This window comes from Paraburkholderia rhynchosiae, from assembly GCF_002879865.1.
Taxonomy (GTDB): domain Bacteria; phylum Pseudomonadota; class Gammaproteobacteria; order Burkholderiales; family Burkholderiaceae; genus Paraburkholderia; species Paraburkholderia rhynchosiae.
Genome location: NZ_PNXY01000001.1, coordinates 188960 through 214601, shown reverse-complemented (window position 1 = coordinate 214601; position 25642 = coordinate 188960). Strand labels below are relative to the sequence as shown.

At 63.3% G+C, this 25642-nt stretch carries 21 protein-coding genes; 8 read left to right on the top strand and 13 right to left on the bottom strand.

The window, feature by feature from the left end; genetic code table 11:
* Positions 1-44: 44 nt before the first annotated feature.
* Positions 45-1343, bottom strand: a complete 1299-nt coding sequence (gene urtA / locus C0Z16_RS00975; RefSeq protein WP_102630370.1) for an urea ABC transporter substrate-binding protein — start codon at positions 1341-1343, stop codon at positions 45-47.
* Positions 1344-1747: 404 nt separating this feature from the next.
* On the opposite strand from urtA, the gene C0Z16_RS00970 reads away from it, so the two are divergent.
* A complete protein-coding gene (locus C0Z16_RS00970) occupies positions 1748-3079 on the top strand; it encodes an aspartate aminotransferase family protein (RefSeq protein WP_102630369.1) in 1332 nt (443 codons plus the stop codon).
* Between the two features lie 114 nt (positions 3080-3193).
* On the opposite strand, the gene C0Z16_RS00965 is transcribed toward C0Z16_RS00970, so the two are convergent.
* The 4 genes from C0Z16_RS00965 to C0Z16_RS00950 form a co-directional block, all read right to left on the bottom strand.
* A complete protein-coding gene (locus C0Z16_RS00965; RefSeq protein ID WP_102630368.1) occupies positions 3194-4723 on the bottom strand; it encodes a DUF3443 domain-containing protein in 1530 nt (509 codons plus the stop codon).
* Between the two features lie 32 nt (positions 4724-4755).
* A complete protein-coding gene (locus C0Z16_RS00960) occupies positions 4756-5208 on the bottom strand; it encodes a DUF2844 domain-containing protein (protein ID WP_102630367.1) in 453 nt (150 codons plus the stop codon).
* A gap of 151 nt (positions 5209-5359) precedes the next feature.
* Positions 5360-6676, bottom strand: coding sequence for a DUF3443 domain-containing protein (locus tag C0Z16_RS00955; protein ID WP_102630366.1), 1317 nt, complete (start codon positions 6674-6676; stop codon positions 5360-5362).
* 29 nt (positions 6677-6705) lie between these two features.
* Positions 6706-7203: a DUF2844 domain-containing protein gene (locus C0Z16_RS00950; protein WP_102630365.1), complete on the bottom strand. Its 498-nt coding sequence runs from the start codon at positions 7201-7203 to the stop codon at positions 6706-6708.
* Between the two features lie 344 nt (positions 7204-7547).
* On the opposite strand from C0Z16_RS00950, the gene C0Z16_RS00945 reads away from it, so the two are divergent.
* The gene (locus C0Z16_RS00945; RefSeq protein WP_102630364.1) at positions 7548-8384 is read left to right on the top strand and encodes an alpha/beta fold hydrolase; all 837 of its coding nucleotides are present in this window, start codon (positions 7548-7550) and stop codon (positions 8382-8384) included.
* Positions 8385-8579: 195 nt separating this feature from the next.
* Here C0Z16_RS00945 and C0Z16_RS00940 read toward each other — a convergent pair whose 3' ends face one another.
* The 3 genes from C0Z16_RS00940 to C0Z16_RS00930 form a co-directional block, all read right to left on the bottom strand.
* Entirely contained in the window at positions 8580-10130 is a 1551-nt protein-coding gene (locus C0Z16_RS00940; RefSeq protein WP_102630363.1) for a TolC family outer membrane protein, read from the bottom strand.
* 13 nt (positions 10131-10143) lie between these two features.
* Positions 10144-10467 (bottom strand): rhodanese-like domain-containing protein, encoded by a 324-nt coding sequence (locus C0Z16_RS00935; RefSeq protein ID WP_102630620.1) that lies wholly within the window; start codon positions 10465-10467, stop codon positions 10144-10146.
* A gap of 72 nt (positions 10468-10539) precedes the next feature.
* A complete protein-coding gene (locus C0Z16_RS00930; protein WP_102630362.1) occupies positions 10540-11193 on the bottom strand; it encodes a protein-L-isoaspartate O-methyltransferase family protein in 654 nt (217 codons plus the stop codon).
* Between the two features lie 318 nt (positions 11194-11511).
* Here C0Z16_RS00930 and C0Z16_RS00925 point away from each other — a divergent pair, with 318 nt between their 5' ends.
* From C0Z16_RS00925 to C0Z16_RS00900, 6 genes are all read left to right on the top strand, one after another.
* A complete protein-coding gene (locus tag C0Z16_RS00925) occupies positions 11512-12564 on the top strand; it encodes a LacI family DNA-binding transcriptional regulator (protein WP_407070647.1) in 1053 nt (350 codons plus the stop codon).
* A gap of 3 nt (positions 12565-12567) precedes the next feature.
* The gene (locus C0Z16_RS00920; RefSeq protein WP_102630360.1) at positions 12568-14055 is read left to right on the top strand and encodes a sugar ABC transporter ATP-binding protein; all 1488 of its coding nucleotides are present in this window, start codon (positions 12568-12570) and stop codon (positions 14053-14055) included.
* Positions 14036-15049 (top strand): ABC transporter permease, encoded by a 1014-nt coding sequence (locus C0Z16_RS00915; RefSeq protein WP_102630359.1) that lies wholly within the window; start codon positions 14036-14038, stop codon positions 15047-15049. The genes C0Z16_RS00920 and C0Z16_RS00915 overlap by 20 nt, the downstream gene beginning before the upstream one ends.
* 99 nt (positions 15050-15148) lie before the next feature.
* On the top strand, positions 15149-16111 hold the full coding sequence (locus C0Z16_RS00910; RefSeq protein ID WP_102630358.1) for a substrate-binding domain-containing protein: 963 nt from the start codon (positions 15149-15151) through the stop codon (positions 16109-16111).
* A 69-nt stretch (positions 16112-16180) separates the two neighbouring features.
* Entirely contained in the window at positions 16181-17230 is a 1050-nt protein-coding gene (locus tag C0Z16_RS00905; protein ID WP_102630357.1) for a sugar phosphate isomerase/epimerase family protein, read from the top strand.
* A 35-nt stretch (positions 17231-17265) separates the two neighbouring features.
* Positions 17266-18414 carry a Gfo/Idh/MocA family protein gene (locus C0Z16_RS00900; RefSeq protein ID WP_102630356.1) on the top strand — a complete coding sequence of 383 codons (1149 nt, stop codon included), beginning with the start codon at positions 17266-17268 and terminating at the stop codon, positions 18412-18414.
* 36 nt (positions 18415-18450) lie between these two features.
* On the opposite strand, the gene C0Z16_RS00895 is transcribed toward C0Z16_RS00900, so the two are convergent.
* The 5 genes from C0Z16_RS00895 to C0Z16_RS00875 form a co-directional block, all read right to left on the bottom strand.
* On the bottom strand, positions 18451-18711 hold the full coding sequence (locus C0Z16_RS00895; RefSeq protein ID WP_102630355.1) for a hypothetical protein: 261 nt from the start codon (positions 18709-18711) through the stop codon (positions 18451-18453).
* Positions 18712-18773: 62 nt separating this feature from the next.
* Positions 18774-21968, bottom strand: a complete 3195-nt coding sequence (locus tag C0Z16_RS00890; protein WP_102630354.1) for an efflux RND transporter permease subunit — start codon at positions 21966-21968, stop codon at positions 18774-18776.
* A gap of 15 nt (positions 21969-21983) precedes the next feature.
* Positions 21984-23177: an efflux RND transporter periplasmic adaptor subunit gene (locus C0Z16_RS00885; RefSeq protein ID WP_102630353.1), complete on the bottom strand. Its 1194-nt coding sequence runs from the start codon at positions 23175-23177 to the stop codon at positions 21984-21986.
* Positions 23178-23414: 237 nt separating this feature from the next.
* Positions 23415-24575, bottom strand: a complete 1161-nt coding sequence (locus C0Z16_RS00880; RefSeq protein WP_102630352.1) for an ABC transporter substrate-binding protein — start codon at positions 24573-24575, stop codon at positions 23415-23417.
* 43 nt (positions 24576-24618) lie between these two features.
* Positions 24619-25560, bottom strand: coding sequence for a CysB family HTH-type transcriptional regulator (locus tag C0Z16_RS00875; RefSeq protein WP_020065144.1), 942 nt, complete (start codon positions 25558-25560; stop codon positions 24619-24621).
* Positions 25561-25642 lie beyond the last annotated feature (82 nt).

The following is a 25642-nucleotide window of genomic DNA, read 5'->3' as shown; positions in this document are numbered from 1 at the left end:
ACGCATTGCGACGGCCACGCGAGCCGCCGCAACGCGCCGTGCCGTCAAGCGGTCCGTGAGCGCTTCAGGAACGCGGGGATCGAAGTGACCACATCCGGCTTGCTCGAATTGCCGGCGATGAACGGGCTCCACGGCTGCGCACGAACCGCGGTCTTGGTCCGCCACACGACGTTGAACTGACCGTCCGCGCGTACTTCGCCGATCATCACCGGCTTGTGCAGATGGTGATTGCCGTCCATTTCGAGCGTGAAGCCCGACGGCGCCGCGAACTGCTGGCCGACCATCGCCACGCGTACCTTGTCGACGTCCGTGCTCTTTGCCTTCTCTACCGCCTGCTTCCACATGTGGATGCCGACAAGAGTCGCTTCCATCGGGTCGTTGGTCACACGCTTCGTGCCGCCGGGCAGATTCTTCTCCTTGACCCACGCAGCCCATTGCTTCTTGAACTTCTCGTTGGCCGGACTGCGCACCGACATGAAGTAGTTCCATGCCGCGAGGTTGCCCACCAGCGGCTTCGTGTCGATGCCGCGCAGCTCTTCCTCGCCGACCGAAAACGCGACGACCGGCACGTCCGACGCCTTCAGCCCCTGGTTGCCGAGTTCCTTATAGAAAGGCACATTCGAGTCGCCGTTCACCGTCGAGATCACGGCCGTTTTGCCACCTTGCGAGAAGGTCTTGATATTCGCGACGATGGTCTGGTAATCGCTGTGGCCGAACGGCGTGTAGACCTCCTGGATGTCGGCCTCCTGCACGCCCTTCGACTTCAGGAACGCGCGCAGGATCTTGTTGGTCGTGCGCGGATAGACATAGTCGGTGCCGAGCAGGAAGAAGCGCTTCGCACCGCCGCCTTCCGCGCTCATCAGATATTCGGTTGCGGGAATCGCCTGCTGGTTCGGCGCCGCGCCGGTATAGAACACGTTGCGCGACATTTCTTCGCCTTCGTACTGCACCGGATAGAACAGCAGGCCGTTGAGTTCCTCGAACACCGGCAGCACCGACTTGCGCGATACCGAGGTCCAGCAGCCGAACACCACGGCGCACTTTTCCTGAGTGATCAGCTGACGCGCTTTTTCGGCGAAGAGCGGCCAGTTCGACGCCGGGTCGACCACCACCGGCTGGAGTTGACGGCCCATCACGCCGCCGTTCTTGTTGATGTCCGCGATCGTCATCAGCGCGGTATCTTTCAGCGACGTTTCCGAGATCGCCATCGTGCCCGACAGGGAATGCAGGATACCTACCTTGATCGGACCGCTACTCGACTGCGCATGCGCAAACGGCGCGCGACCTGCAAGCGCGAGCGCGCCCGACATGGAGCCGAATTTCAACAGACTGCGACGTTTCATGTATATCCCCTTGCCATTGATGATGAATGTTTATGGGCGTCGATCTCAGCCACAGGGCTTATCCCGCATGACTTGCCGCTCGTGTACTGCAAGGCACATGCCATGCGACGGATGCGGCTCGCGGTGCGCCTTCGCACGCTGCGGCGCGGCTCGACGGGAGCCGGCTAATGCGGCTTGGCGTACGAATCTGGTGCACATGTCTGCGATGCGCCTCGTTCGGGTGCGCGCCGCGCCGCGAAGAAGCGTGTCAATCCGCCAAGGGGCTTTGGCGGTGCACGTGCGCCGCCGCGTTGTGCATGGGGCGTGCTGTGCATACACTGGAAGACCACTCAGGCTTACTTTGTATGGGACAGGGGTAAGTGCTGAGGCGCTAACTCCGATCGACCGTCGACAGGAGACATGAGATGACCGAGGCCGCCGGTGCCAACCCACCCGATATGTCCGCTTTCTGGATGCCCTTCACCGCCAATCGCCAGTTCAAGAGCGCACCGCGCTTGCTCGCGAGCGCGAAGGGCATGTACTACACAACGCACGATGGCAGGCGCATTCTCGACGGGACTGCGGGGCTGTGGTGCGTCAACGCCGGGCATTGCCGCGATGAAATCGTCGCCGCGGTTCAGGCCCAAGCCGCCGAAATGGATTTCGCGCCGACCTTCCAGATGGGCCACCCCAAAGCATTCGAGGCCGCCACGAAAATCGCGCGGCGCACGCCGGGCGATTTGAAGCACATCTTCTTCGTGAACTCAGGCTCGGAAGCCGTCGATACGGCGCTGAAGATCGCGCTTGCCTATCACCGCTCGCGCGGCGAGGGCCAGCGCACGCGCTTCATCGGACGTGAGCGCGGTTATCACGGCGTCGGCTTCGGCGGAATTTCGGTGGGCGGTATCGCGCCGAACCGCAAAGCGTTTTCGGGTGCGCTGCTGCCGTCGGTCGATCATTTGCCGCATACCCTGAACATCAAGGAGGCCGCTTATTCAAAAGGGCAGCCGGCTTGGGGCGCGCATCTCGCCGACGACCTGGAGCGGCTCGTCGTGCTGCACGATGCGTCGACGATTGCCGCGGTGATCGTCGAGCCGGTGGCTGGATCGACAGGCGTGCTGATTCCGCCGCAAGGCTATTTGCAGCGGTTGCGGGAGATTTGCGACAAGCACGGCATCCTGCTGATCTTCGACGAAGTCATCACCGGTTGGGGCCGTCTCGGCGCGCCGTTCGCTGCACAGTACTTCGGCGTCACGCCCGACCTGCTGACGATGGCCAAGGGCACCAATAATGCGGCCGCTCCGATGGGCGCCGTCGCGGCAAGCGGTCAGATTCACGACTCGATCGTGAACGGTGCGCCGGGCGGCATTGAGCTGTTTCATGGCTACACGTACTCGGGGCATCCGATCGCAGCCGCCGCGGCGTGCGCGACGATCGACCTGTACGAGCGCGAGCAGTTGTTCGAACGGGCCGCGCGGATGGCGCCGCTTTTCGAAAGCGCGATCCATAAGCTGTGCGGCGAACGGCACGTGATTGACGTGCGCAATCTCGGGCTGGTGGGCGGCGTCGAACTTGCGCCGCGCGACGGAGCGCCGGGCGCGCGTGCTTACGACGTGTTCGTGCGCTGCTTTCAGAAGGGCGTGCTGACGCGCTATACCGGCGACATTCTGGCGTTCTCGCCGCCGCTGATCATCGAGGAGGCGCAGATCGAAGAGATCTTCGGCACGGTGGCCGAGGTGTTGAGAGAGACCAATTGACGGTCTTTTTCCACCTGTTTCTGATTGCTTCTGTTATTCAAAGGATGATGTGAAAAGAGGCCGGTGCGTTATCGCGCCGGCCTCATGCTTCCCTGGCGCATTGCGGCGGTTTGCCTAGAATGCAACGAACGGTCCGGTCTGCGATCCGGCGCGCGAACCGTTGAGCGCTGTGTAGACGTTGCGACCAAAGAAGAACGGCAAGCCCCAGATGAAGTAACTGGAGACCGACGTGTAGGACGCGATGTTGTCGAAGGCGGCGTAGGTGCTGGCGAGAAGGTTCGCCGTATTGGCCACCTGGAACGGCACCGTCGCGGACGTGCCTGCGCCGCTGGTCGCCTTGAGCAGGCCCGAAAGGCTCAGCGTGGTCGCCGGTGTGTAGCGGCCCCATGCGTCGAACGGGATGGCCGTATCCTGGAAGATGCCCGTGTTGGAGCCGCTGTCGATGACGCTGTTACCGAACGTGCTCCCTTTGTACGCGGTCGTGAAAAAGCCGCTGCTGTCGAGCGGGATGATATTCGCGCTCGACGGCAGCGCATTGTTCTGCTGCGTTCCGATGCCAAACACAAGTTCACCTGTCGCGCTTGTCTGGCCGCCAGGCTGCAACGCGGGCAGGCGGATGATTGTGCCGTTGTTGTCGGTCGTGAAGTCGGCAACCGGATTCATGATCTGCGTGTCGAGCGGGACGCGCGTGCTTGTGCACGAACCCGTGGACGGGCAATAGTAGTACGTCGCCGGCAACACATATTGCGCGGCAAGCGGAAAGTCGCGTACCGCGGAGCCAATGCCGATCACGCCGTTTGCGCCGAGTTCCGTGACACTGCCAATGTCCGCGATGCCGCGCGACGCGCAGTCCGACGGCGTGGCATTTGAGCCATCGCTGATGACCTGAATCGGTAGATTACCTGCCATCTTCCCACCGAGGGTCACGTCCGCACGCTTGACCGACCCCCACGTGTAGCCCGATGCGAAGATTGCGCATTGGGTGATCGGCGCGCCGTGAGTGGGGTCGTCGGTGGCGCCCGTCTGGGCAGGCAGGCGCCCCGCCAGCGCGGAGCCCAACGCACTCGCCAACACACGCACGCCCGCCGAGCCGGTATCGAGCAGCATGTGGTCGATCGTCGCGCATTGATTCGCGCCTTGCACGCCGGGGATGCAGAACGTGACGCTTACATATGGCGTGTTGGCATAGCCGCCGGTCCAGCGTTCGACGACGATGGGGGCGGTGTTGGTGTTGGTGTTGGTGGCGGGAGTTGGGGTTGGGGTTGGCGTTGGAGTCGGAGTCGGAGTCGGGGCTGGCGTTGGTGTCGGAGCGGGAGCCGGAGTTGGCGTTGGTCTCGGCGTTGGTGCTGGAGTTGGCGTCGGCTTGGGTGCCGGCGTTGGCGTTGGCGTTGGCGTCGGTGCGGGGGCGGGTGTTGGCGCTGGCACCGGCACTCGCGTCGGACTCGGACTCGGACTTGGACTTGGACTTGGACTTGGACTTGGACCCGCAGCGGGGCTTGAAACGGGACTCGAAGGAGCCGCCTTGTCGTTGCTCAGGCTCGTGTTCGAGTTCCCGTCATCGCCATTACCCCCACCGCCGCAGGCCGACAGGCCCACGCTGGTCGTTAGCAAAGCGAAGCAAAGTGTCTTGCTGAAAGTGTTCATTGTTGTGTTATTCGTTGAGCCGACGCGCCGCGTTACTGGATGTCTTCGGCACGGACCTGGGCGGGCAGGAGGCGCGGCAGAAGTGCTTTGCCGGAGAAATGCCCCGGCCGACCTACCGACTCGATCTCAAAGTCGCCGCTGCGTTCGATCAGCGGACCTGTGCCGCGAGGATGTCCCGCGCCCGCGGACGCGGCGCGCTGAAAGTAGTTGCCGAGTAGCACCGTCATGTCGGGGCGCACCGGCCCTTGCCACGCGACTGCGAACACGACGTTGCTCGGCAACACGTATTCACGGATCGTGACGCCGTCGGCGCCGCGCGATTCGCGCACGGTGTACGGCGCGGCAGCGGCGGGCGTGGCAACAGCCGCTGCGGACCGGAGCAACGACTGCGATGGCGCGCCCGCCGCTGGCGCGCCGCCCAATGCCGCATAAGAAGCCAGCGGCAACATGACCGCAATGACCAGCGTGGCCTTCACAAAATTCATCAGATCGCTCCAGAAAACAGGTCGGAGCATGTTGCCAGCGTGGCCATATCGGAATGGCCCGATAAGGCTGAATGTGGAGTAAGAAATGACGTAAGGAGGCGCGGCGATGACGCCGCGCCTCCTGTGATCCGGCAGGATCAGGCAGTCGTCGTCAGAATGCGACGAACGGTCCCGTCTGATTGCCGATCCTGGCGTTACCGATCACCGTGTAGATGTCCCGGCCATAAAAGAAGGGCAGTCCCCAGAGGAACATGCTGTTCTTCTTGCGATAGGAGAAGTACGCGCCCATGTTATTGAACGCGTAATAGCCGGTCGACCGCAGGCTGGCCGCATTGGCGATCGAGAACGGCATCTCGACCGGCTTGCCCGTGCCGTTCGTGGATTCCATCGTTGCGCTCAGGTTCAATGTGCCGGTCGGCGTGTACCAATCGTTCGCGTCGGTCGGAATCGTGCTGTCCGGGAAAGCGTAGAAATTGGTACCGCTGTCGATCACGCTGCGGGTGAAGACCTGGCCTTGGTACTGCGTCGTGAAGGAACCGTATTTGTCGATCGCCAGCACGGTTGCGGTCGTCGGCAACGTGTTGTTCTGCTGCGTGCCGACGCCGAACACGAGTTGACCTGTCGCGGTTGCCTGGCCGCCGGCCGGCACGGCTGGCAGACGGATGACCGTGCCGTTGTTGTCGGTTGCGAATGCGGCAACGGGGTTCCTGACTTCCTTGCTCGCCAGCATGCGTGTGCTGTTGCAGGCGTTCTGCGACGGGCAATAGTAGTAATTGCCAGGAATCGCCGTCGTGACAGCGTCGAGCGAGTCGCTCGTGAAATTGTCGATGCCGATGATGCCGTTTATGCGCGCTGAGCCGGAGCCACCGATATCGGCGCCGTAATTGGAGCAGTCGTCCGGCGTGGTGAACATGCCATCCGAATACACCTGAATCGGAAGATTGCTCGCCGTCTTGCTGCCGATCGTGATGTCGGCGCGCTTGACCGAGCCCCACATGTAGCCCGACGCGAACGGCATGCATTCCACGATGGGCGCGGAGCCGCTGTTGTCGTCCACTGCGCCGACTTGCGTGAGCAGCAGCGGGGCCAGCGTGGGAATGGCGCGCGCCGCAATGCGCACGCCGGTTGAGCCGGTGTCGACCAGCATGTTGTCCAGAGTCACGCATTGCGGCGTGTTCTGGCTGCCCGGCACGCATACCTTGATGGAGGCCTTGAGCATGTTGACGCCGCCCATCGTATTGTCGACGCTGACCGTCGCCGTGTTGTCGCCGGGGGCGGGCTGCGACGCATTTCCGGTGCTGCCGGAACCGCCCGCGCCGTGCGGCGTCCAGTCCGGCGTGGCGTTCCAGCCGGCCGAATTGTTGCCCTGATTGCCCGACCCGCCGCCGCTGCCTCCGCCGCCGCAAGCGGAAAGCGCAAAAACCGCGATGACCGCGGCGAGCGAAAGCGTCTTCTTCAATGTGTTCATATGTTGTTCTCTGAGAGCTGAACGCCCGTTTATTCGAGGTCGCCCGGCCGCACACTCGCGGGCGTCAGACGCGGCACCCACGCCATGCCGAAGAACCGGCCCAGTCGGCCGGCAGATTCGATGCGGAAATCATCGGTGCCTTCGATCAGCGGTCCCGAGCCACGCACGCCGCTTTGCCCCGCGGCAACGTAGTTGGGGAAATAGCTGCCGAGCAACGCGCGCATATTTGGCCGAATCGGCCCGTCCCACGTGACGGCGAACACGACGTTGTTCGGCAGCACGTATTCGCGGATCGTGACGCCGTTGGCGTCGACCGATTGGCGCATCGAGTAGGGCGCAGCGCTGGCCAGGCCGCTCGCCGGCTGATCAGTCGCGGAGGCGGACTGCGGCGTGGTGGCGAGCAGCATGGTCGGAGTGAATGGCACCGAGGTCGCCGCGGAGGGCGCGGAGGGCGCGCCGCCCAACGCTGCATACGACCAGAGCGGCAACAACGTTACGGCCAGCATCGCGATCTTCATTAGTCTCATCACACGGCTCCCTGAATGAACCGAGCATGGTGCCTGTGTAGTATTCGTAAAACCTTGGGAAACTTCCCAATAGAATGGGGGAAGCAGCGCAATAAAAATCGCGATGCGGTTGCGGTTGCGGTTGAGCGACCCGGCTATAACCGCCTCCCGAGGACTATTGCAAAGGTGCAACAATCGTTCTCAAACAGCGCGCTTTCATAACGGTCCGTCTGTCCGTATTCTCCTGCCATCTTCTTCTGCAATTCGCTTCACAGCTGGCTGCCGCCATGGGTGGCTTTCGCAACACTGGTGCCGGGTGACGAATGTCCGGTTAATGCTCGAAAACGTGAAAGAGGAAAATGACCATGCCGTACGTCACAACGAAAGACAACGTCGATATTTTCTACAAGGACTGGGGTCCGAAAGACGCCCAGCCCATCGTCTTCCATCACGGCTGGCCGTTGTCTTCCGACGACTGGGATACGCAGATGCTCTTCTTCGTCCAGAAGGGTTATCGGGTGATCGCTCATGATCGGCGCGGCCACGGCCGTTCGTCGCAAGTATCCGACGGGCATGACATGGATCACTACGCCGCGGACGCTTTCGCCGTGGTCGAAGCGCTCGATCTTCGCAATGCAGTGCATATCGGCCATTCAACCGGCGGCGGCGAGGTGGCTCGTTATGTGGCGAAGCATGGGGAGCCTGCGGGCCGCGTCGCCAAGGCGGTTCTGGTGAGTGCCGTCCCGCCGCTGATGCTCAAGACCGAAGCCAATCCCGAAGGTCTGCCGCTCGAAGTTTTCGACGGCTTCCGCAAGGCGCTTGCCGACAATCGCGCGCAGTTCTTCGTCGACGTTCCAGCCGGTCCGTTCTACGGCTTCAATCGACCGGGTGCGACCGTCCATCAAGGCGTGATTCAGAACTGGTGGCGCCAGGGCATGATGGGCAGTGCGAAGGCGCACTACGAAGGCATCAAAGCCTTCTCGGAAACGGACCAGACCGAAGACCTTCGGGCCATTACCGTCCCGACGCTGGTACTGCACGGCGATGACGACCAGATCGTCCCGATGGCCGATGCGGCGCTGAAGTCGATCAAACTGCTCAAGAACGGGACGCTGAAAACGTACCCAGGCTTTCCGCACGGAATGTTGACGGTGAATGCAGAGGTTCTCAACGCGGATCTTCTTGCTTTCGTGCAGGGGTAGTCGCAATGGCATGAGTGAGCCCGCATTCGCGGCGGGCTTGCTGATGCGAATAGCACGATGCAACGAACGGGCGCCGGCAGCGCGGATGTGTGGCGGCGCCCGCTATAAACCGCTGCTCCGCGATTTCATCCCATGCAATTTGGCGTACCGCATACGGGCAGCCGTCGGCAAAGAGAGAAGAGAGAAGCGCGCAGCCTACCGACCCGTCGGCGTGTTCGGCACGCTCCGCCGCCCGAGCTTCCCCGCCGCGCCTTTGGCCGCGACGCCCGGATGCGGCACCGTCGGCGCTTGCGGCAGCGCGGTCAATGCACCATCGTCGACGGGAGAAAGCAGTGTGCTCAGTTGCAGCACGTCCTGATCGGTGAGATTCGCCGTCGCGGCCTTCAGCTTCAGGCTGTTGATCAACGTGTCGTAACGCGCCTTCGCCAGATCGCGGCGCGCGGAGAAGAGCTGGTCCTGCGCGTTGAGCACGTCGATGTTGATGCGCACGCCGACCTGATAGCCGAGCAGATTCGATTCGAGCGAAGTACGCGCGGATTGCTCGGCGGTTTGTAGCGCGCGCACCTGCGCGAGCCCGCTGACCACGCCGAGAAACGCCTGGCGCGCCGATAGCGCCGCGTTGCGGCGCGCGGTGTCGAGATCGGCTGCGGCCTGGTCTTCGAGCGCCAGCGTTTGGCGCACGCGGCTTTGCGTTGCGCCGCCGGCGAAGAGCGGAATGGTGACTTGCACGCCAATCGTGCTGTTCGTATAGGAAGACCCGAAGTTGCCCAGTTCCGCAGCCAGCGCGGGCGTGCCGGACGAGAGCGTATTCGCGCCGCTGCCGAAGCCGCCGCCGAAATTCCCGCCGAAGTTGCCGGCGCCCGCCGCGCCGAGGCTGCTATGCGAGCGGCTCGCGACCAGATCGACGGTCGGCAGATGGCCCGCTTTCGCCTTCGACGTTTCGCGCTGCGCGTTATCGAGCGCGATCTGTTTGAGCACGACCTGATAGTTCGCGTCGCTCGCGGCATCGACCCATTGATTGATGTCGGCAGGCACGGGCGGCGGCAACGGCGCACCGGCGGCGAGACCGTCGACATGCTCGACTGGATGCCCGACGATCTGCTGCAACCCCGCCAGCTTCACCGCGAGATCATTCTGCGCGGCGATCTCCTGTGAGATCGCCTGATCGTATTTGGCCTGCGCTTCGTTGGTGTCGGTGATCGTGGTATTGCCCACTTCGAACGAACGCTTCGCCGACTCGAGTTGCTGCGCAATCGACGCCTTCTGCGAACGCGATATTGCGAGGCTGTCTTGCGCTGCGAGCGCGTCGAAGTAGGCCTGGCCGAGCCGCACGATCAGATCCTGGCGCGCCTGCGCAAACGACGCTTGCGCCGAAGCCACGGCCAGCTTTCCCTGCGCATAGCCGTACCAGCTATCCACATGAATCAGCGGCTGCGTGAGCGAAATCACGTAGCCGTAGCTGTTGCCATACGAGGCCGGAAAGCCGCCGCCGAAGTCCGTGTTCTGACGGCTGCCATTGAGCGACGCGGAGAGTTGCGGCAGCAGTTTGGCGCGCGCGAGCGGCAGTTCCTCGCTGTTGGCGGCGAGCGCGGCGCGCGCGCTTTGCAACTGCGCATCGTTGGAAAGCGCTTCGTCGTAGAGCTGGGATAGGCCGACGGCCTGCGCGGGCAGCGCGTGAAATACATAGGCGAGCCCGCAAGCGAGCGCCAGAGCAGACGCCAGAGCCGGCGCGCGCTGACGCTTCATCGCACGTGGGCGCTCAGTAGGTCGGAACCGACGGGTCGACCTGACGCGACCACGCGTCGATTCCGCCTTGCAGATTGAAGACGTTGGCGTGGCCGCGCGACTCGAGGAACATCGCGACCTGGGCGCTGCGGGCGCCGTGATGGCAGACGCAAACGATCTGCGCGTCGTCGTCGAGTTCTTCGCTGCGCGCGGGAATCTCACGCATGGGAATCGCCACGGCGCCGGCGATCGACGCCGTCTGGATTTCCCACGGCTCGCGCACGTCGAGCAGTACGGGCGCGGGGCGCGATGTGTCGGCGAGCCATTCGGCGAGTGCGGGGGCGGTCAGGTTTTGCATCAGCGGGACATCCGGTTCAAAGGACGGCGGCGCGCCGGCCGTCCGTATCAACATGCAAGTGAGCGTTGCGGATCAGAACTTGAAGCGCGGCGGCTGCACGGCGTTGACGAGCGGCTCGACGTACGTTTCGAACACGTCGGCAATGCGGTACTGCTTTTCGTCGATACGCGTGATGATCTGCGCCTTCATGACCGGCGCAGTACCGACAAACGCCGCCACACGGCCACCGATTTTCAGGTGTTCGAGGATTTCCTGCGGCAGCACGGGCAGACCGCCCGACACGCAGATCACGTCGTACGGAGCCGCGGCGGCCCAGCCGCGCGCGGCGTCGCCGGTCGCAACTTCCGCGTTCAGCACGCCGTTGGCGATCAGGTTGGTCTTTGCCAGTTCGGCGAGTTCCGGTTCGATGTCGACCGTCAGCACGTGTTGCGCGCGATGCGCGAGCAACGCAGCCATATAACCGGAACCGGCGCCGATTTCGAGCACGCTTTCGTGTTTCTTCACCGCCAGTTCCTGCAGCACGCGGGCTTCGACGCGCGGCGCCAGCATGTGCTGACCGGCCGGCAGCGGCACTTCGAAGTCGACGAAAGCCAGGTCGCGGTAAACGGCCGGGACGAAGTTTTCACGCTTGACGATCGACAGCAGATTCAGCACGTCCTGGTCGAGCACTTCCCAGGGGCGGATCTGCTGTTCGATCATGTTGAAACGCGCTTGCTCGATGTTCATGGTGGGTTTGGCGGTTCAGGTTTGGCGAGTTTTGCGATTTTTCCACTGCGCGGCGGCTTTCGCAGACAGTCCGCGAAGAGCAGTCAGCAAGCCACGGCAGGGTAACTGCGGGATTGTACCAAATGGCGCCAGGGTTCCGGGGCAAGGCGGGCAGCGCGGTCGTGCACGCTTTCGTCCGCGCTTGGTCCGGCCTCCCCCGTGTTAATCCCTAGCATTCTGGCCTTGCGATTCCGCTCGCTATCGCCCAAAAATGTAATCGATTACATTTTCGAAGCCGCTCCCTTGTCCAGATCGACATCAAAAGCAAAGCCTGCGGCGTTGCCCGCGACCGGCGTCGAGCCGGGGTCGCGGCCACTCCGACGCTCGCTACGCGGGGCGGAAGGGCTGTCGATTGCCGGCGTCGCAAGGCAGGCGGGCGTTTCGGTGGCGACGGTGTCGCGCGTGCTGAACGCCCACGAGAACGTGCGGCCCGCGACCCGCGACAAGGTGCTGGCCGCCATCGACGCCAGCGGCTACCGCGTCAACGAACTCGCGCGCAATCTGCGCACCGCCGAAAGCCGGCTGTTGCTCACCATGGTCCCCGACTTCGGCAACCCGTTCTACGCGGAGATCGTGCGCGGCATCGACAGCGTCGCGCGCCAGCACGGCTACTTCATGCTTTTGTGCGATACCGGCGCGGACCCCGGCCGTGAGCGCAGCTACTTCGATCTGCTGCGCCGCCGCCGCGCGGACGGAGCGATCTGTCTCGACCCGGCGACGATCCAGCAGGCGCTCGGCGAAGCATCCGGCGCGCTGCCGTGGGTCGCGTGCTGCGAGTTCGATCCGGCGGTGGGCGTGCCGTATGTCGGCATAGACAACTATCGGGCCGCGGGCGACGCGGTGCGGCATCTGCTCTCGCGCGGCCATCGGCGCATCGGCCTGATCAATTCCGACATCGACTATCTGTACGCGCGGCAGCGTCAGCAGGGTTATCTGGATGCGCTGACCGACGCGGGCATCACGCCGCTCGACGGCTGGCGCATGAATCTGAACAGCCTCGACTACGAGGCGGGCGCGTCGGCGGCGGCCACGCTGATGCTGTCGCCAGACGCGCCGACCGCGATCTTCGCCGTGTCGGACACGCTCGCGACGGGCGTGCTTCACGGCTTGCGCAGCATCGGCAAACGCGTTCCGGACGACGTCGCCGTGGTCGGCTTCGACGACATCTCGATTGCCGCGCAAGTCGATCCACCGCTCACCACGATCGCGCAGCCCATGCGCGAACTCGGCGAGACCGCCGCGCGCCTGTTGTTGCAGCGGCTCGCCAATCCGCTGGCAAACGTGCCGGGCGTGCTGCTGCCGCACCGGCTCGTGATTCGCGGGAGCACGTGAACCATGAGCCTCGCTATCCGTTTCGACGACATCCGCAAAGACTTCGGACCCGTGCGCGTGCTGCACGGGGTCAGCTTCGGTCTCGCGCCGGGGCGCATCTACGGTTTGCTCGGCGAGAACGGCGCGGGCAAGTCGACGCTGATGAAGATTCTTGCCGGCTATGAAAGCGCGACATCGGGCACGTTGCTGGTCGACGGTCATGCGCAGCACTTTGCCGGTTCGCGCGACGCGGAGGCGCAAGGCATCGTATTGATTCACCAGGAGTTCAATCTCGCCGAGCATCTGACGATCGCGCAGAACATGTATCTGGGTCACGAGAAGCGGCGCGGCTGGTTCGTCGACGATGCGGCGATGCGCGCCGAAGCCGCACGCTATCTCGCACAAGTCGGCCTCGACAAGGCGCCGGATACAAAGGTGCGCGAACTGATCGTCGCGGAAAAGCAGATGGTGGAGATCGCGAAAGCGCTGTCGCGCCGCGCGCGTCTCCTGATCATGGACGAGCCCACAGCAACGCTCACGCCGTCCGAAACCGAACGGCTTTTCACGCTGATGGCGAAGTTGAAGGCCGATGGCGTGACCATCGTCTACATCTCGCACAAGCTCGATGAAGTCGAGCGCATCACCGATGAAGTGATCGTGATGCGCGACGGCCGCTTCGTCGCGCGCAACGAAACGGCGTCGCTCGCGCGGCAACAAATGGCGAATCTGATGGTCGGCCGCGACGTGTCCGACATGTTCCCCGAGAAGATCACCGTGTCCACGGCCGCGCCGGTTGCACTGAAAGTAGAAGGGCTCGCCGTACCCGAATGGGTCGACGATCTAAGCTTCGACGTGAGAGCCGGCGAAGTGCTCGGCTTCGCGGGACTCGTCGGCGCGGGCCGCACCGAAGCGTTCGAAGCGATCATCGGCTTGCGCAAGCGCACGGCGGGACGCATCGAAATCGCGGGCCGTCCCGTCGATCTAAAGAGCCCACGCGACGCAATGCGCCACGGCCTCACGTATCTCAGCGAAGACCGCAAAGGCAAGGGCCTGCACGTGAACCTGAGCCTGCAGGACAACGTCACGCTGATGACGCTCGAACGCTACGCGCATCCGCTGCTCGACATGAAAGCGGGCCGCGAAGCATTGAAAAGCGCCGTGAGCGAATTCGGCATTCGCACGGGCGACCTGTCGAGCCGCGCGCGCATGCTGTCGGGCGGCAACCAGCAGAAGCTCGCGCTCGCAAAGTTTTTGCAACCAGAGCCGGACGTGATCGTGCTCGACGAGCCGACGCGCGGCGTCGACGTGGGTGCGAAACGCGACATCTATTTCCTGATTCATCGTCTCGCCGCGCAGGGCCGCGCGGTGATCGTCATTTCATCCGAACTGATCGAGCTGATCGGCTTGTGTCATCGCGTTGCGGTGATGCGCGCGGGACGCCTGCAAGCCACGCTCACGCTCGAACATCTGACCGAAGAGGAGTTGATCGCCCATGCGACCGGCACCCACTGAAGCCGTGCAATCCGGCCGCGCGTTGCGCTTTGCGCATCGGCTGTATGCGCTTGGGCCGCTCGCCGGCCTGATCGCGCTGTGTATCGTCGGCACGCTGCTCAACCGCGATTTCGCCACGCTCGACAACATGATGAACGTGCTCACGCGCACGTCGTTCATCGGCATCATCGCGGTGGGCATGACCTTCGTGATCATTTCGGGCGGCATCGATCTGTCGGTCGGTTCGATGGCGGCGTTGATCGCGGGCAGCATGATCTGGCTGATGAACGGGCTCGCGGCGGGCATCGGCGGACATACGTTCGCGCCGCTCGTCATCGTGACGTTGGGCATTGCATTCGCGCTCGTGCTCGGCGGACTGTTTGGGTGCGCGCACGGCCTGCTGATTACCAAAGGACGCATCGAGCCGTTCATCGTCACGCTCGGCACGTTGGGCATCTTTCGCGCGGTGCTGACATGGCTCGCCGACGGTGGCGCGCTGACACTGGATAATTCGTTATCCGATCTATATGGACCGGTCTATTACGCGAGCCTCTTCGGCGTGCCCGTGCCGATCTGGGTGTTCCTCGTGACGGCGGCGGGCGGCGCGCTGATTCTGAATCGCACTGCGTTCGGACGTCACGTGCAGGCGATTGGCTCGAATGAACAGGTTGCGCGCTATGCGGCGATTCGCGTCGATACCGTCAAGATCGTCACGTATGTGCTGCTCGGTATCTGCGTCGGCGTCGCCACGGTGCTATATGTGCCGCGCCTCGGCTCGGCGACGCCGACCACCGGTTTGCTCTGGGAGCTCGAAGCGATTGCGTCCGTTGTGGTGGGCGGCACGGCGCTGAAGGGCGGCGAAGGACGCGTGATCGGCACGGTGATCGGCGCAATCCTGCTCTCGGTGATCGCCAACATTCTGAATCTCACCAGCATCATCAGCGTGTATCTGAACGCGGCGGTGCAGGGCGTGGTGATTATCTTCGTCGCGTTCGTTCAACGTGGACGGCGATAGCGGTAGCGGTTCAAAGCGAAACAACGGCAGGTCTGACAGGCTGGTTCAGGAGACGGGGCGCACGAACGCCTCATAACAGCACCTATTGGAGACACAACCATGAAGCACGTCATTCGAGCGATCGGCGCCGGCATGCTGGCGTTGGGGATACTGGGCACGGCAGGCATTGCGCGCGCCGACGACAAGGTCACATTAGGCGTCGCGATTCCGACAGCCGACCACGGCTTCACGGGCGGCATCGTCTGGTGGGCGAACAAGGCGAAAGCCGATCTCGAGAAAATGCATCCGAATCTGAAAGTGATCGTGAAGACAGCGGCCGGCTCGCCAGAACAGGCCAACCAGTTGCAGGATCTCGTCACGGTGAACAAGATCAATGCGCTCGTGATTTTCCCGTTCGAATCGGCGTCGCTCACGCAGCCGGTTGCACAGGTGAAGAAGAAGGGCGTGTATGTGACGGTGGTGGATCGCGGCCTGACTGACAACAGCGCACAGGATGCGTACGTGGCCGGCGACAACACCGCATTCGGCAGAATCCCCGCTGAATATCTGGCGAAAGCGCTCGACGGCAAGGGCGACATTGTCGCGCTGCGCGGCATTCCGACGACGCTCGACAACGAACGCTGGACCGCCTTCACCGGCGTGCTGAAGGGCTATCCGAACATCAAGATCCTGGACGCGAAATACGCGAACTGGAATCGCGACGACGCGTTCAAGGTGATGCAGGACTACCTCACGCGCTTCAAGCACATCGACGCCGTATGGGCCGCCGACGACGACATGGCGGTCGGCGTACTGAAGGCCATAGACCAGGCGAAACGCAGCGACATCAAGATCGTGTTCGGCGGCGCGGGCTCGAAGGGCATGGTGAAGAACGTGATGGACGGCGCGCCGCTCATCAAGGCCGACGTGTCGTACTCGCCGAAATTCATCTACGACGCGATCAAGCTCACCGCCGAAGCACGTCTGAAAGGCGAGAAGCTGCCGGCCACGACGATTATTCCGTCGGTGCTGATCACGAAGGAAAACGCGCAGCAGTTTTACTTCCCGGACTCGCCGTTCTGATTTTTAACAGCGCTTATCGGCAGCGGGGCGCGCTCGCGGCGTTCGCGTCCCGGCTAAAGGAACCATACGATGAGAACCATCAAAGGTCCGGCGATCTTTCTCGCGCAATTCATGGGCGACGAGGTGCCTTTCGACAATCTCGCGCATCTGGCTAGCTGGGCCGCGGGTCTCGGCTTCAAGGGCATTCAGGTGCCGTGCGATACACGATTGATCGATCTTGAGCAGGCCGCGTCGAGTCAGGCGTATTGCGACGAATTGCGCGAGACCGTGGAAAACGCGGGCGTCACGATCACCGAATTGTCGACGCATCTGCAAGGCCAACTCGTGGCCGTCCATCCCGCGTATGACACATTGTTCGACGGCTTCGCGGCGCCGCATGTGCGTGGCAATCCGGCTGCACGCACGCAGTGGGCCATCGAGCAATTGAAGCTCGCAGCGAAGGCGTCGCAGCGTTTGGGGCTGACCACGCATGTGTCGTTTTCCGGCGCGCTCGCGTGGCCGTACCTGTACCCGTGGCCGCAGCGCCCGGCCGGTTTGATCGAAGCCGCGTTCGACGAACTCGCGCGCCGCTGGACGCCGATTCTCGATGCCTTCGACGCCGCCGGCGTGGACGTGTGCTACGAATTGCATCCAGGTGAAGACCTGCACGACGGCGTCACTTTCGAGCGTTTTCTGGATGCAGTACAACAGCATTCGCGAGCGAATATCCTCTACGATCCAAGCCATTTCGTTTTGCAGCAACTCGACTACCTCGCGTTTATCGACATCTATCACGAGCGCATCAAGGCGTTTCATGTGAAGGACGCGGAGTTCCGGCCGAACGGCAAGCAGGGTGTGTATGGCGGTTATAGCGGCTGGGTGGAGCGCGCGGGGCGCTTTCGTTCGCTCGGCGACGGGCAGATCGATTTTCGCGCGGTCTTTTCGAAGATGGCGCAATACGACTTCCCCGGCTGGGCGGTGCTTGAATGGGAGTGTGCGCTCAAGCATCCACATGACGGCGCACGTGAAGGCGCGGAGTTTATTCGCGAGCGCATCATCCGCGTGGCCGAACATGCATTCGACGATTTCGCGGGCAGCGGTGTCGATGCAGCGCAGTTAAAGCGTGTGCTCGGTATCTGAGCGCATTGCACGTTTAGGCGAAGGGAGCGGGCACGATGCCATACAGAAGGCTCAGGTTGGGTATGGTCGGCGGCGGGCAGGGTGCGTTTATCGGCGCGGTGCATCGGATCGCGGCGCGCCTCGATGATCGATTCGAACTGGTGGCAGGTGCGTTGTCGTCCGATCCCGAACGCGCGCGACCGAGCGCCGCCGAGGTGGGCATCGCGCGAAGCTACGCCGATTGGCAGCAAATGGCGCGAGAAGAAGCCGCGCGCGACGACGGCATCGACGCCGTCGCGATCGTCACGCCGAATTATCTGCATGCGCCGGTTGCCACCGCGTTTCTCGAAGCGGGCATTCATGTGGTATGTGACAAGCCGCTCGCCATTTCGCTCGCCGAAGGCGAAGCGCTCGCAAAACTCGCTCGCGAGAAGAACAAGCTCTTTGCGCTGACGCATACGTACTCCGGCTATCCGTTGGCGCGTCACGCGCGCGAGTTGATCGAAGCGGGCGAACTGGGCCAGATACGCGTCGTGCAGGTCGAATACGCACAAGACTGGCTGGCCGAGCCGATCGAAACCGGCGGCCTGAACAAGCAGGCTGGCTGGCGCACGGACCCGGCGTTAGCGGGACCGGCGGGCTGCCTCGGCGATATCGGCACGCATGCATACCATCTTGCCGCGTTCGTCACGGGCATGACGCCTGTGGCGCTTTCGGCTGAGTTGCATACGTTTGTGCCGGGACGCCGCATCGACGATCACGTGCAGGCGATGCTGCGCTATGCGAACGGCGCACGCGGCATGCTATGGGCGAGCCAGGTGGCAAGCGGCGCGGAGAATGCATTGCGTCTGCGCGTGTATGGCACGAAAGCTAGCCTTGCTTTCGACCAGGAGAACCCGAACGAATTGTGGTTCACACCACTCGGCGGAACAGCGGAGCGCTTGACGCGTGGACGCGTGAGCGGCGCGAGCGCGGCCCATGCGACGCGCGTGCCGCCGGGTCATCCCGAAGGTTATCTGGAAGCGTTCGCGCAGTTGTATAAAGACGCCGCGTTGCAGATAGAAGCGTTGGACGAGGGCCGCGCGTTACCTGCGGAGAGTCTGCTGCTGACGACAGTGGAGGACGGCGTGGCGGGCCTGCGCTTTATCGATGCGGTGCTCGCAAGCAATGCAGCGGATGGGCAGTGGCGCGAGATCGAAAAGTGATAAAGCCACGCCGTACCGCTACGTGGCCGATTTGCGTCAACCGCCCTTGCTTTTCTTGATCTGAGCTTCGAAGGCAATGTCGAGCTTGCTGGCCTTGCGCGGTTTTGGCGGACCGTACGCATCGACGAATTTGACGAAGTCGTCGAGCGTGAGCGGATCGGAGACTTTCTTGTCGGTGCCGCTCGATTTGTCGACGAGATAGAAGAGGCCGCCGGAGAGGCTGATCGCGGCGAACTGCGGATTGCCGCTGCGCGTTTTCAACCGCTCGACAGCGTGGATGGCTCGCGTGGTGCGCATGATGTGGGACTGCTAGTCAGGGAAAGACTCCTACTTTAACAATTTCGCCGACGGCGCGCGCCTTAGCGCGTCCGGCGCTGCAACTTCCGCCGAAGCCAATCCGCCCAATCCTCCAGCACGGTGTACACCACCGGCACGACGACGAGCGTCAAGATCGACGACGTAATCACGCCGCCAATCACGGTCTGCCCAAGCGGCCCGCGTTGCTCGCCGCCTTCGCCGAGCGCGGCGGCGAGCGGCAGCATGCCGAAGATCATCGCGAGCGTTGTCATCAGAATGGGCCGCAAACGCACGCGTGCCGCTTCGAGCAACGCCTCGCGCCGTTCCATCACGCGCCCTTTGCCCGATGCGTCGAGCAGCGTGCCGCGTCGTGCCTGGTTCGCGAAGTCCACAAGCAGGATGGCGTTTTTGGTGACGAGTCCCATCAGCATCACGAAGCCAATGATCGAGAACATGTTCAGCGTGCTGCCGAACAACAGCAGTGCGATGAGCACGCCGATCAGCGTCAGCGGCAGCGACGCCATGATCGCGAGCGGTTGCGCGAAGCTCGCGAACTGCGACGCGAGAATCATGTAGATGAAAATCACCGCGAGTGCGAGCGCCTCGACTGCATACACGAACGACTCGTTCATGCTTTTCGTCGAGCCTTCGAAGCGATAGTGATAACCGGCGGGCAGATGCATTGCGTCGAGCGTCTTTGCAATGTCCGACGCGACTTCGCCGGAAGAGCGGCCGTTCACGTTCGTCGTCAGCATGACCTCTCGCTGCAGGTCGCGGCGGTTCAGCACGTCGGGCCCGGTCGTCCTCACGATGTCCGCGATTTGCCGCAGCGGCACGAGCACCGGCGCGCCATTCGAGTCGGTGCGATTGGTGGCGATCATCAGCCTAGCGAGATCGTCGACGTCCTGGCGTTGCGCGCGCGGCAAACGCACGCTGACGTCGTAGTCCTGATCGTCCGGCGCACGCCATGTGCTGATCGCGTCGCCGGAAAGCAGCGGCCGCAATGCGGTGCCGATGTCGGCCACGCCCACGCCGAGGTCGGACGCCAGCTCGCGCTTCACATTCACCGCGACGATGGGCTTGTCCGCCTTCAGGCTCGAATCGAGGTCGACGAGCCCGGGAATCTTGCGCATGCGGACCTGGGCCGCTTCGGAGAGCCGGCGCAATTCGTCCATGTTCTCGCCCTGCAAGCTCAACTGGATCGCCTTCGTGCTGCCCGCGCCGTCCGGCATGCCGATTTCGGTTACCGTCACCCCCGCCACCGAGGCAAGCCGCGCGCGAAACACCTGATTCAGTTCCGCCACGCCGCGCGCACGGTCGCGCCGGCCTTTCAGGCGCACGGTGATGAGCGCGTTGTTCTTGCCTTGCGTGTAGCCCGAGTTGACCGTCGCGTACGTGAAGCGCACTTCGGGATACGTGGCGAGAATCGCCTCGACCTGCTGGACTTTCTCCGACGTCGCTGCGAGCGAGGTGCCCACGGGCGTGTTCAAGCCGATCTTCGTGACGGAGAAGTCCGCGTTCGGCACGAACTCGGTGCCGACAAAAGGCACCAGAAACAGGCTGCCGAAGAAAGTTGCCGCGGCCACCACGAGCGTGATCGCGCGATGTCCGAGCGACCAGTCGAGCAGACGTTGATAGAACGTGGTGAGTCGCTCGATCTGCCTGTCGAACAGATGCAGCGAACGCTCGATAAGCCGCCCATAACGATAGCCTTTGCGGCCGGTGTCCGCGTCGTGCAGATCGGGGTCCGGCCAGATCGACGACAACATCGGATCGAGCGTGAACGACACGAACATCGAGATCAGCACGGCGGCGGCGACCGTGATGCCGAACTGATGGAAGAAGCGGCCGATGATGCCGCCCATGAAGCCGACCGGCAAAAACACCGCGACAATCGAGAAGGTCGTTGCGAGCACGGCGAGCGCAATTTCCTTCGTGCCGTCGAGCGCCGCCGTGCGATGGTCCGCGCCGAGCTGCACGTGGCGCACGATGTTCTCGCGCACCACGATTGCGTCGTCGATCAGGAGGCCCACGCACAGCGACAGCGCCATCAGCGTGATCACGTTGACCGTGAAGCCGCACGCGTACATCACCGCGAACGTGCCGATCAGCGCAATGGGCAGCGTGAGTCCGGTGATGACCGTGCTGCGCCACGAGCCGAGAAACAGGAACACGATCAACACGGTCAGCAAGGCGCCTTCGAGCAATGTGCGCGTCACTTCGTTGACGCTCTCTTCAATGTTGATCGACGAGTCGTCGGTGATGTCGAGTTTTACGCCGGGCGGCAATTGCGGCTGCAAGCGCGCGACTTCCGCGCGCACGCCATGGGCGACATCGACCGTGTTTTCGCCTTGCGCCTTGATGATCGACAGAAACAGCGCGCGCCGGCCGTTCAGCAGCGCCATGCTGTCCGCTTCCTGTTGACCGTCGATCACGTCGGCGACCTGATCGAGCGTCACTGGCTGCGTGGTGGACGAAGCCGTGGGAATCGCGGACTGCGCGCCGCGCCGCGCGACGATGATCCGCTTGAAGTCGGCCGGCGTCTCGAAGCGGCCCTTCACCTGCACGGCCTGCTCGACGCTGTTCGACGTCAGCGGCCCGGCGGGAATCTCCTGGTTCTCGTTCTGCACCGCGCGGATCACCTGATCCACGCCGACCGAGAGCGCTTGCAGCTTCTGCGGATTCACGTCGATCTGCACTTGCCGCTTCACGCCGCCGACGAGCGACACAGAGCCGACGCCGCGCACTGTCTCCAGTCGCTTGCGCACGATCTGATCGGCAACGGTGGTCAGATCGCGCGTGGAGAGCGACGCGCCCGGCGCATTCGATACCGCTACCGTCACGATCGGCATATCAGCCGGGTCGTAGCGCAGTACGCGCGGCTCCTTCACGCCGTCACGCAGATCGGGCCGGATCAGCGCGATCTTGTCGCGCACGTCCTGGGCGGCCTGCACGGCGTCGACCGCGAGATCGAACTGCACGATCACGACCGATTGGGCGTCGTACGAACGCGACGTGATCTGATCGATGCCGCTGATCGTGTTGACGGCTTCCTCGATCTTGCGCGTGACATCCGACTCGACCGATTCCGGCGATGCGCCCGGGTACGCCGTCTGCACGACCACAATCGGAAACGTGATGTCGGGGAACTGATCGACTTTGAGCCGCTGATATGAGAAGAGGCCCATCACGAGGAAGGCCATCATCATCATTGTGGCGAGCACCGGGTTGCCAATGCTGATGCGCGTAAACCACATGGGCCAGGGCTCCGCTCAGCGTTGGCCGGAGCCGGGCGCGCTGGCTGCGGGCGCGGACGTGGACGTCGGCGTCGTGGCTCCGGTCGCGGGCACCATATGCACCGTGCTGCCGATGCGCAAGGAGCCGAGATTGTTCTTCACGATCCGCTGGCCGGTTGCGAGCGGGCCGCCGACGATTTCGGTCCACGTGCCGCCGTCAGCGTCGCCCGTGATGCCGGTCTGCACGAGCTGCTCGACCAGCTTGCCGCCGACGAGCGCATAGACGCTGTGACGCGCGCCGTCAGTGCGCACCGCGGTGGCGGGCACCGCGAGCACGTTGGGCCGGCTGCCTACGGAAATCGTGCCCGTGCCGAACATGCCCACGCGCAACGTGCCCGATGGATTGGCGACCTGCACATAGACCATGATCGAGCGCGAGCCTAGCTGCGCGGCCGGATTGATGCGCGTGATCGCGCCTTCTACGGGCGCGTCGATGCCGTCGAACGCGATCTGCACCGGCTGACCGATCCGCACGCGGCCGATCTCGCCGACCGGCACCGGCGCTTCGAGTTCGAGCGTGCGCAAACCGACCACGTCGAACAGCTTGGTATCCACAGCGACCTTTTCGCCTGGCTCGACCGAACGCGACGCGATCTGTCCGTCGAGCGGCGAACGCACAACGGTATCGGCGAGCGAGAGATTCGACGACGCCAGCGCCGCGCGCGCCGCATCGAGATTCGCGCGCGCGATCTCGTACTGGCTTTGCGCGGTGTCGAACGCGTTCTTCGAAATAAAGCCTTTTTCGACCAGCACGCGATTGTTCTCGAGCGTTTGCCGCGCGATGTCGAGCTGGCCCGCCATCGCGGCCATCTGTCCGCGGCTTTGCTCGGCGCGGGCAACATAGTCGCGCGCGTCGATCTTCGCGAGGATCTGGCCGGTCTTGACCGCGTCGCCTTCGCGCACGGCGACTTCGAGTACCGAGCCGGCTACTTTCGATTTGACCGCGGCTTGCGTGACGGCGCGCAGAGAGCCGGTGAGCGGTAGCGTCTGGACGAGCGTGCGGCGGCTGACCGTGGTGAGGTCGTCGGGGCTGAATTCGATGACGGAAGAAACCGTGTCCGTCGCGGCGGCGGGAGTCTCGCGCTTTCTGATCGCCTGGGCGATCGCGATGGCGAGGATCACGACGGCAACGACAGCGGCGATGATGATGCGTTTTCTGGTCTTTAGCATGCGCGATCTGACGGACTTCACGGATTGGCGATACACGCGGATTCGGCGGTGGCCTCGACGAGCGGGCGCGCCGCGCGCTCGTCGCAAAATCGGCAAATTAGCCTGAGCCCGCGCTCACCGCAAGCTGGCCGTCAGCATGGTACACGGAGGCTGCGGCGCAGAGTTTGAGCATGACGCTTGGGCAGCAGGTTGAGCACCCAGCGCCTGAACGGCGCGCCCCCAGACCGTCTCACGGGCTTATTGACTCAAATAAACGAACTTGCCGTTTTTGATCGTGCCCATCACGCTCGCGCGCTGATCCAGCCCCACGTGGTCCTTCGCGCTCGTATTGACCACACCATTCGGCACGACCAGCTCATGCGCGTGTTCCAGTTCGTTGCGCAACGCAACGCGGAACGCCTGAGTGCCCGGCTGCGCGGTCTTCAGTGCGCGCGCCACCGCGTCCTGCAAACGCGGATAGACGCCGGCCGCATCGCCCGCGAATTGCGTCACACTGCCCGGCCCGTACTTCGCCTCATAGTCGTTCGCGAACGCGAGCGCCGCCTTTTTCGCCGGATGATCGGCCGGCAGCGTGCGCGCCACCACGACCGGCTGCGTCGGGAACAGCGTGCCTTCCACGTCCTTGCCGCCCAGCTTGATGAACTCGGGCGTCGCGATGCCATGCGTCTGATAAATGGGGCCTTTGAAACCGCGCTCGATCAGCGTGCGCTGCGGCAACACAGTCGGCGTGCCCGCGCCAGCGATCAGAATCGCGTCGGGCTTCGCGGCCATCAGCTTGAGAATCTGGCCGGTCACGCTCGCGTCCGTGCGGTTATAGCGCTCGGTCGCTACCAGTTGAATGTGGCGCAGCGCCGCGAACTTGCTGAACTCGTTGAGCCAGCTTTCGCCGTAGCCGTCCGCGAAACCGATGAAGCCCACCGTCTTCACGTTGTGGTTCGACATGTAGCGCGTCATCACGTCGGCCATCGCGCTGTCGGTCTGCGCCATCTTGTAGGCCCATACTTTCTTGCCTTCTTGCGGCTCCACTACGCTCGCCGAGCCGATCAGCGTGATCATCGGCGTCTGGCTTCCGGCGACCGGATCGAGCGCGGCCATGGCGGCCGGCGTGATGTTCGGGCCGACGACCACATCGACGTGGTCTTCGTTGATGAGCTTGCGGATGTTGCGCACCGCGGCGCCGGGGTCGGAGGCGTCGTCGAGAAAAATGTAGTCGGCTTTCTGGCCGGCGATGGTGGCCGGCCACATCAGCATTGCGTTCTTGCTCGTAATGCCGATCACGGCCGCGGGGCCGGTACTCGACAGATCGACGCCGACCTTGATGTCGGCATGTGCGGCAGTGGCGAACAAAAGAGCGCCGAGAGCGGCGAGGCCGCGAAGTTTGTTGTTATGCGACATCATCGATGGGTCTCCGTAGCGGGGATAGCGAGAAGCGGTGGTGAGTTCAGAGTTCGTAGGTTTCGTGTTCGCCCTTGAGCGCCTGTTCGATCAGCTTGCGGTTCATGCTCGGCGACAGCAGTTCGACGAGCGTGTACACATAGCTGCGCAGATACGCGCCCTGTTTCAGCGCGACTCGCGTTACGTTGCTGCCGAACAGGTGGCCGACCGGCATCGCGCGCAAATGGCGGTCGCGCTCCGCGTTGAACGCAATGTCCGCCATGATGCCGACGCCGAGACCCAGTTCCACATAGGTCTTGATCACGTCGGCGTCGATCGCTTCCAGCACGATGTCCGGATGCAGTCCGCGCAGCCGGAACGCCTCGTTGATCTTGGTGCGGCCGGCGAACGCGTTGTCGTAGGTAATCAGCGGATACTGGGTCAGATCATCCAGCGACAAAAGCTTGCGGTCGAGCAGCGGGTGATCCGGCTGCATCACCGCCACGTGATGCCACTGGAAACACGGCAGCGAGACCAGCTCCTTATAGTTGGCGATCGCCTCAGTGGCGATGGCGAGGTCGGCCTGGTCGTGCAGCACCATCTCGGCAACCTGGGTCGGGCTCCCTTGCAGAATCGAAAGGTGGACCTTCGGAAAGCGCTTCTTGAACTCGGCGATGGCGGCGGGCAGCGAGTAGCGCGCCTGGGTATGTGTGGCGGCGATCACGAGGTTGCCCTGATCCTGGGCCGCGTAGTCTTTACCGACGCGCTTCAGACTCTCGACTTCCTGAAGGATCCGCTCGACTGACTGAAGTATGATGCGGCCGGGCTCGGTCAACGAGCGCACGCGCTTTCCGTGCCGTGTGAAGATTTCGACGCCCAGTTCGTCCTCGAGCTCGATGATCGCCTTCGAAACGCCCGGCTGGCTTGTATACAGTGCCTTGGCCGCTTCTGTCAGATTGAAGTTCTGCCGGACGGCCTCGCGCACGAAGCGGAACTGGTGCAGGTTCATATATAACCTCTCCGCATATCAAAAGAATTTTTTAGTCGTTTGAAATATAAGGCGAGTTTATTACGATCTGTCCATCTTTTTC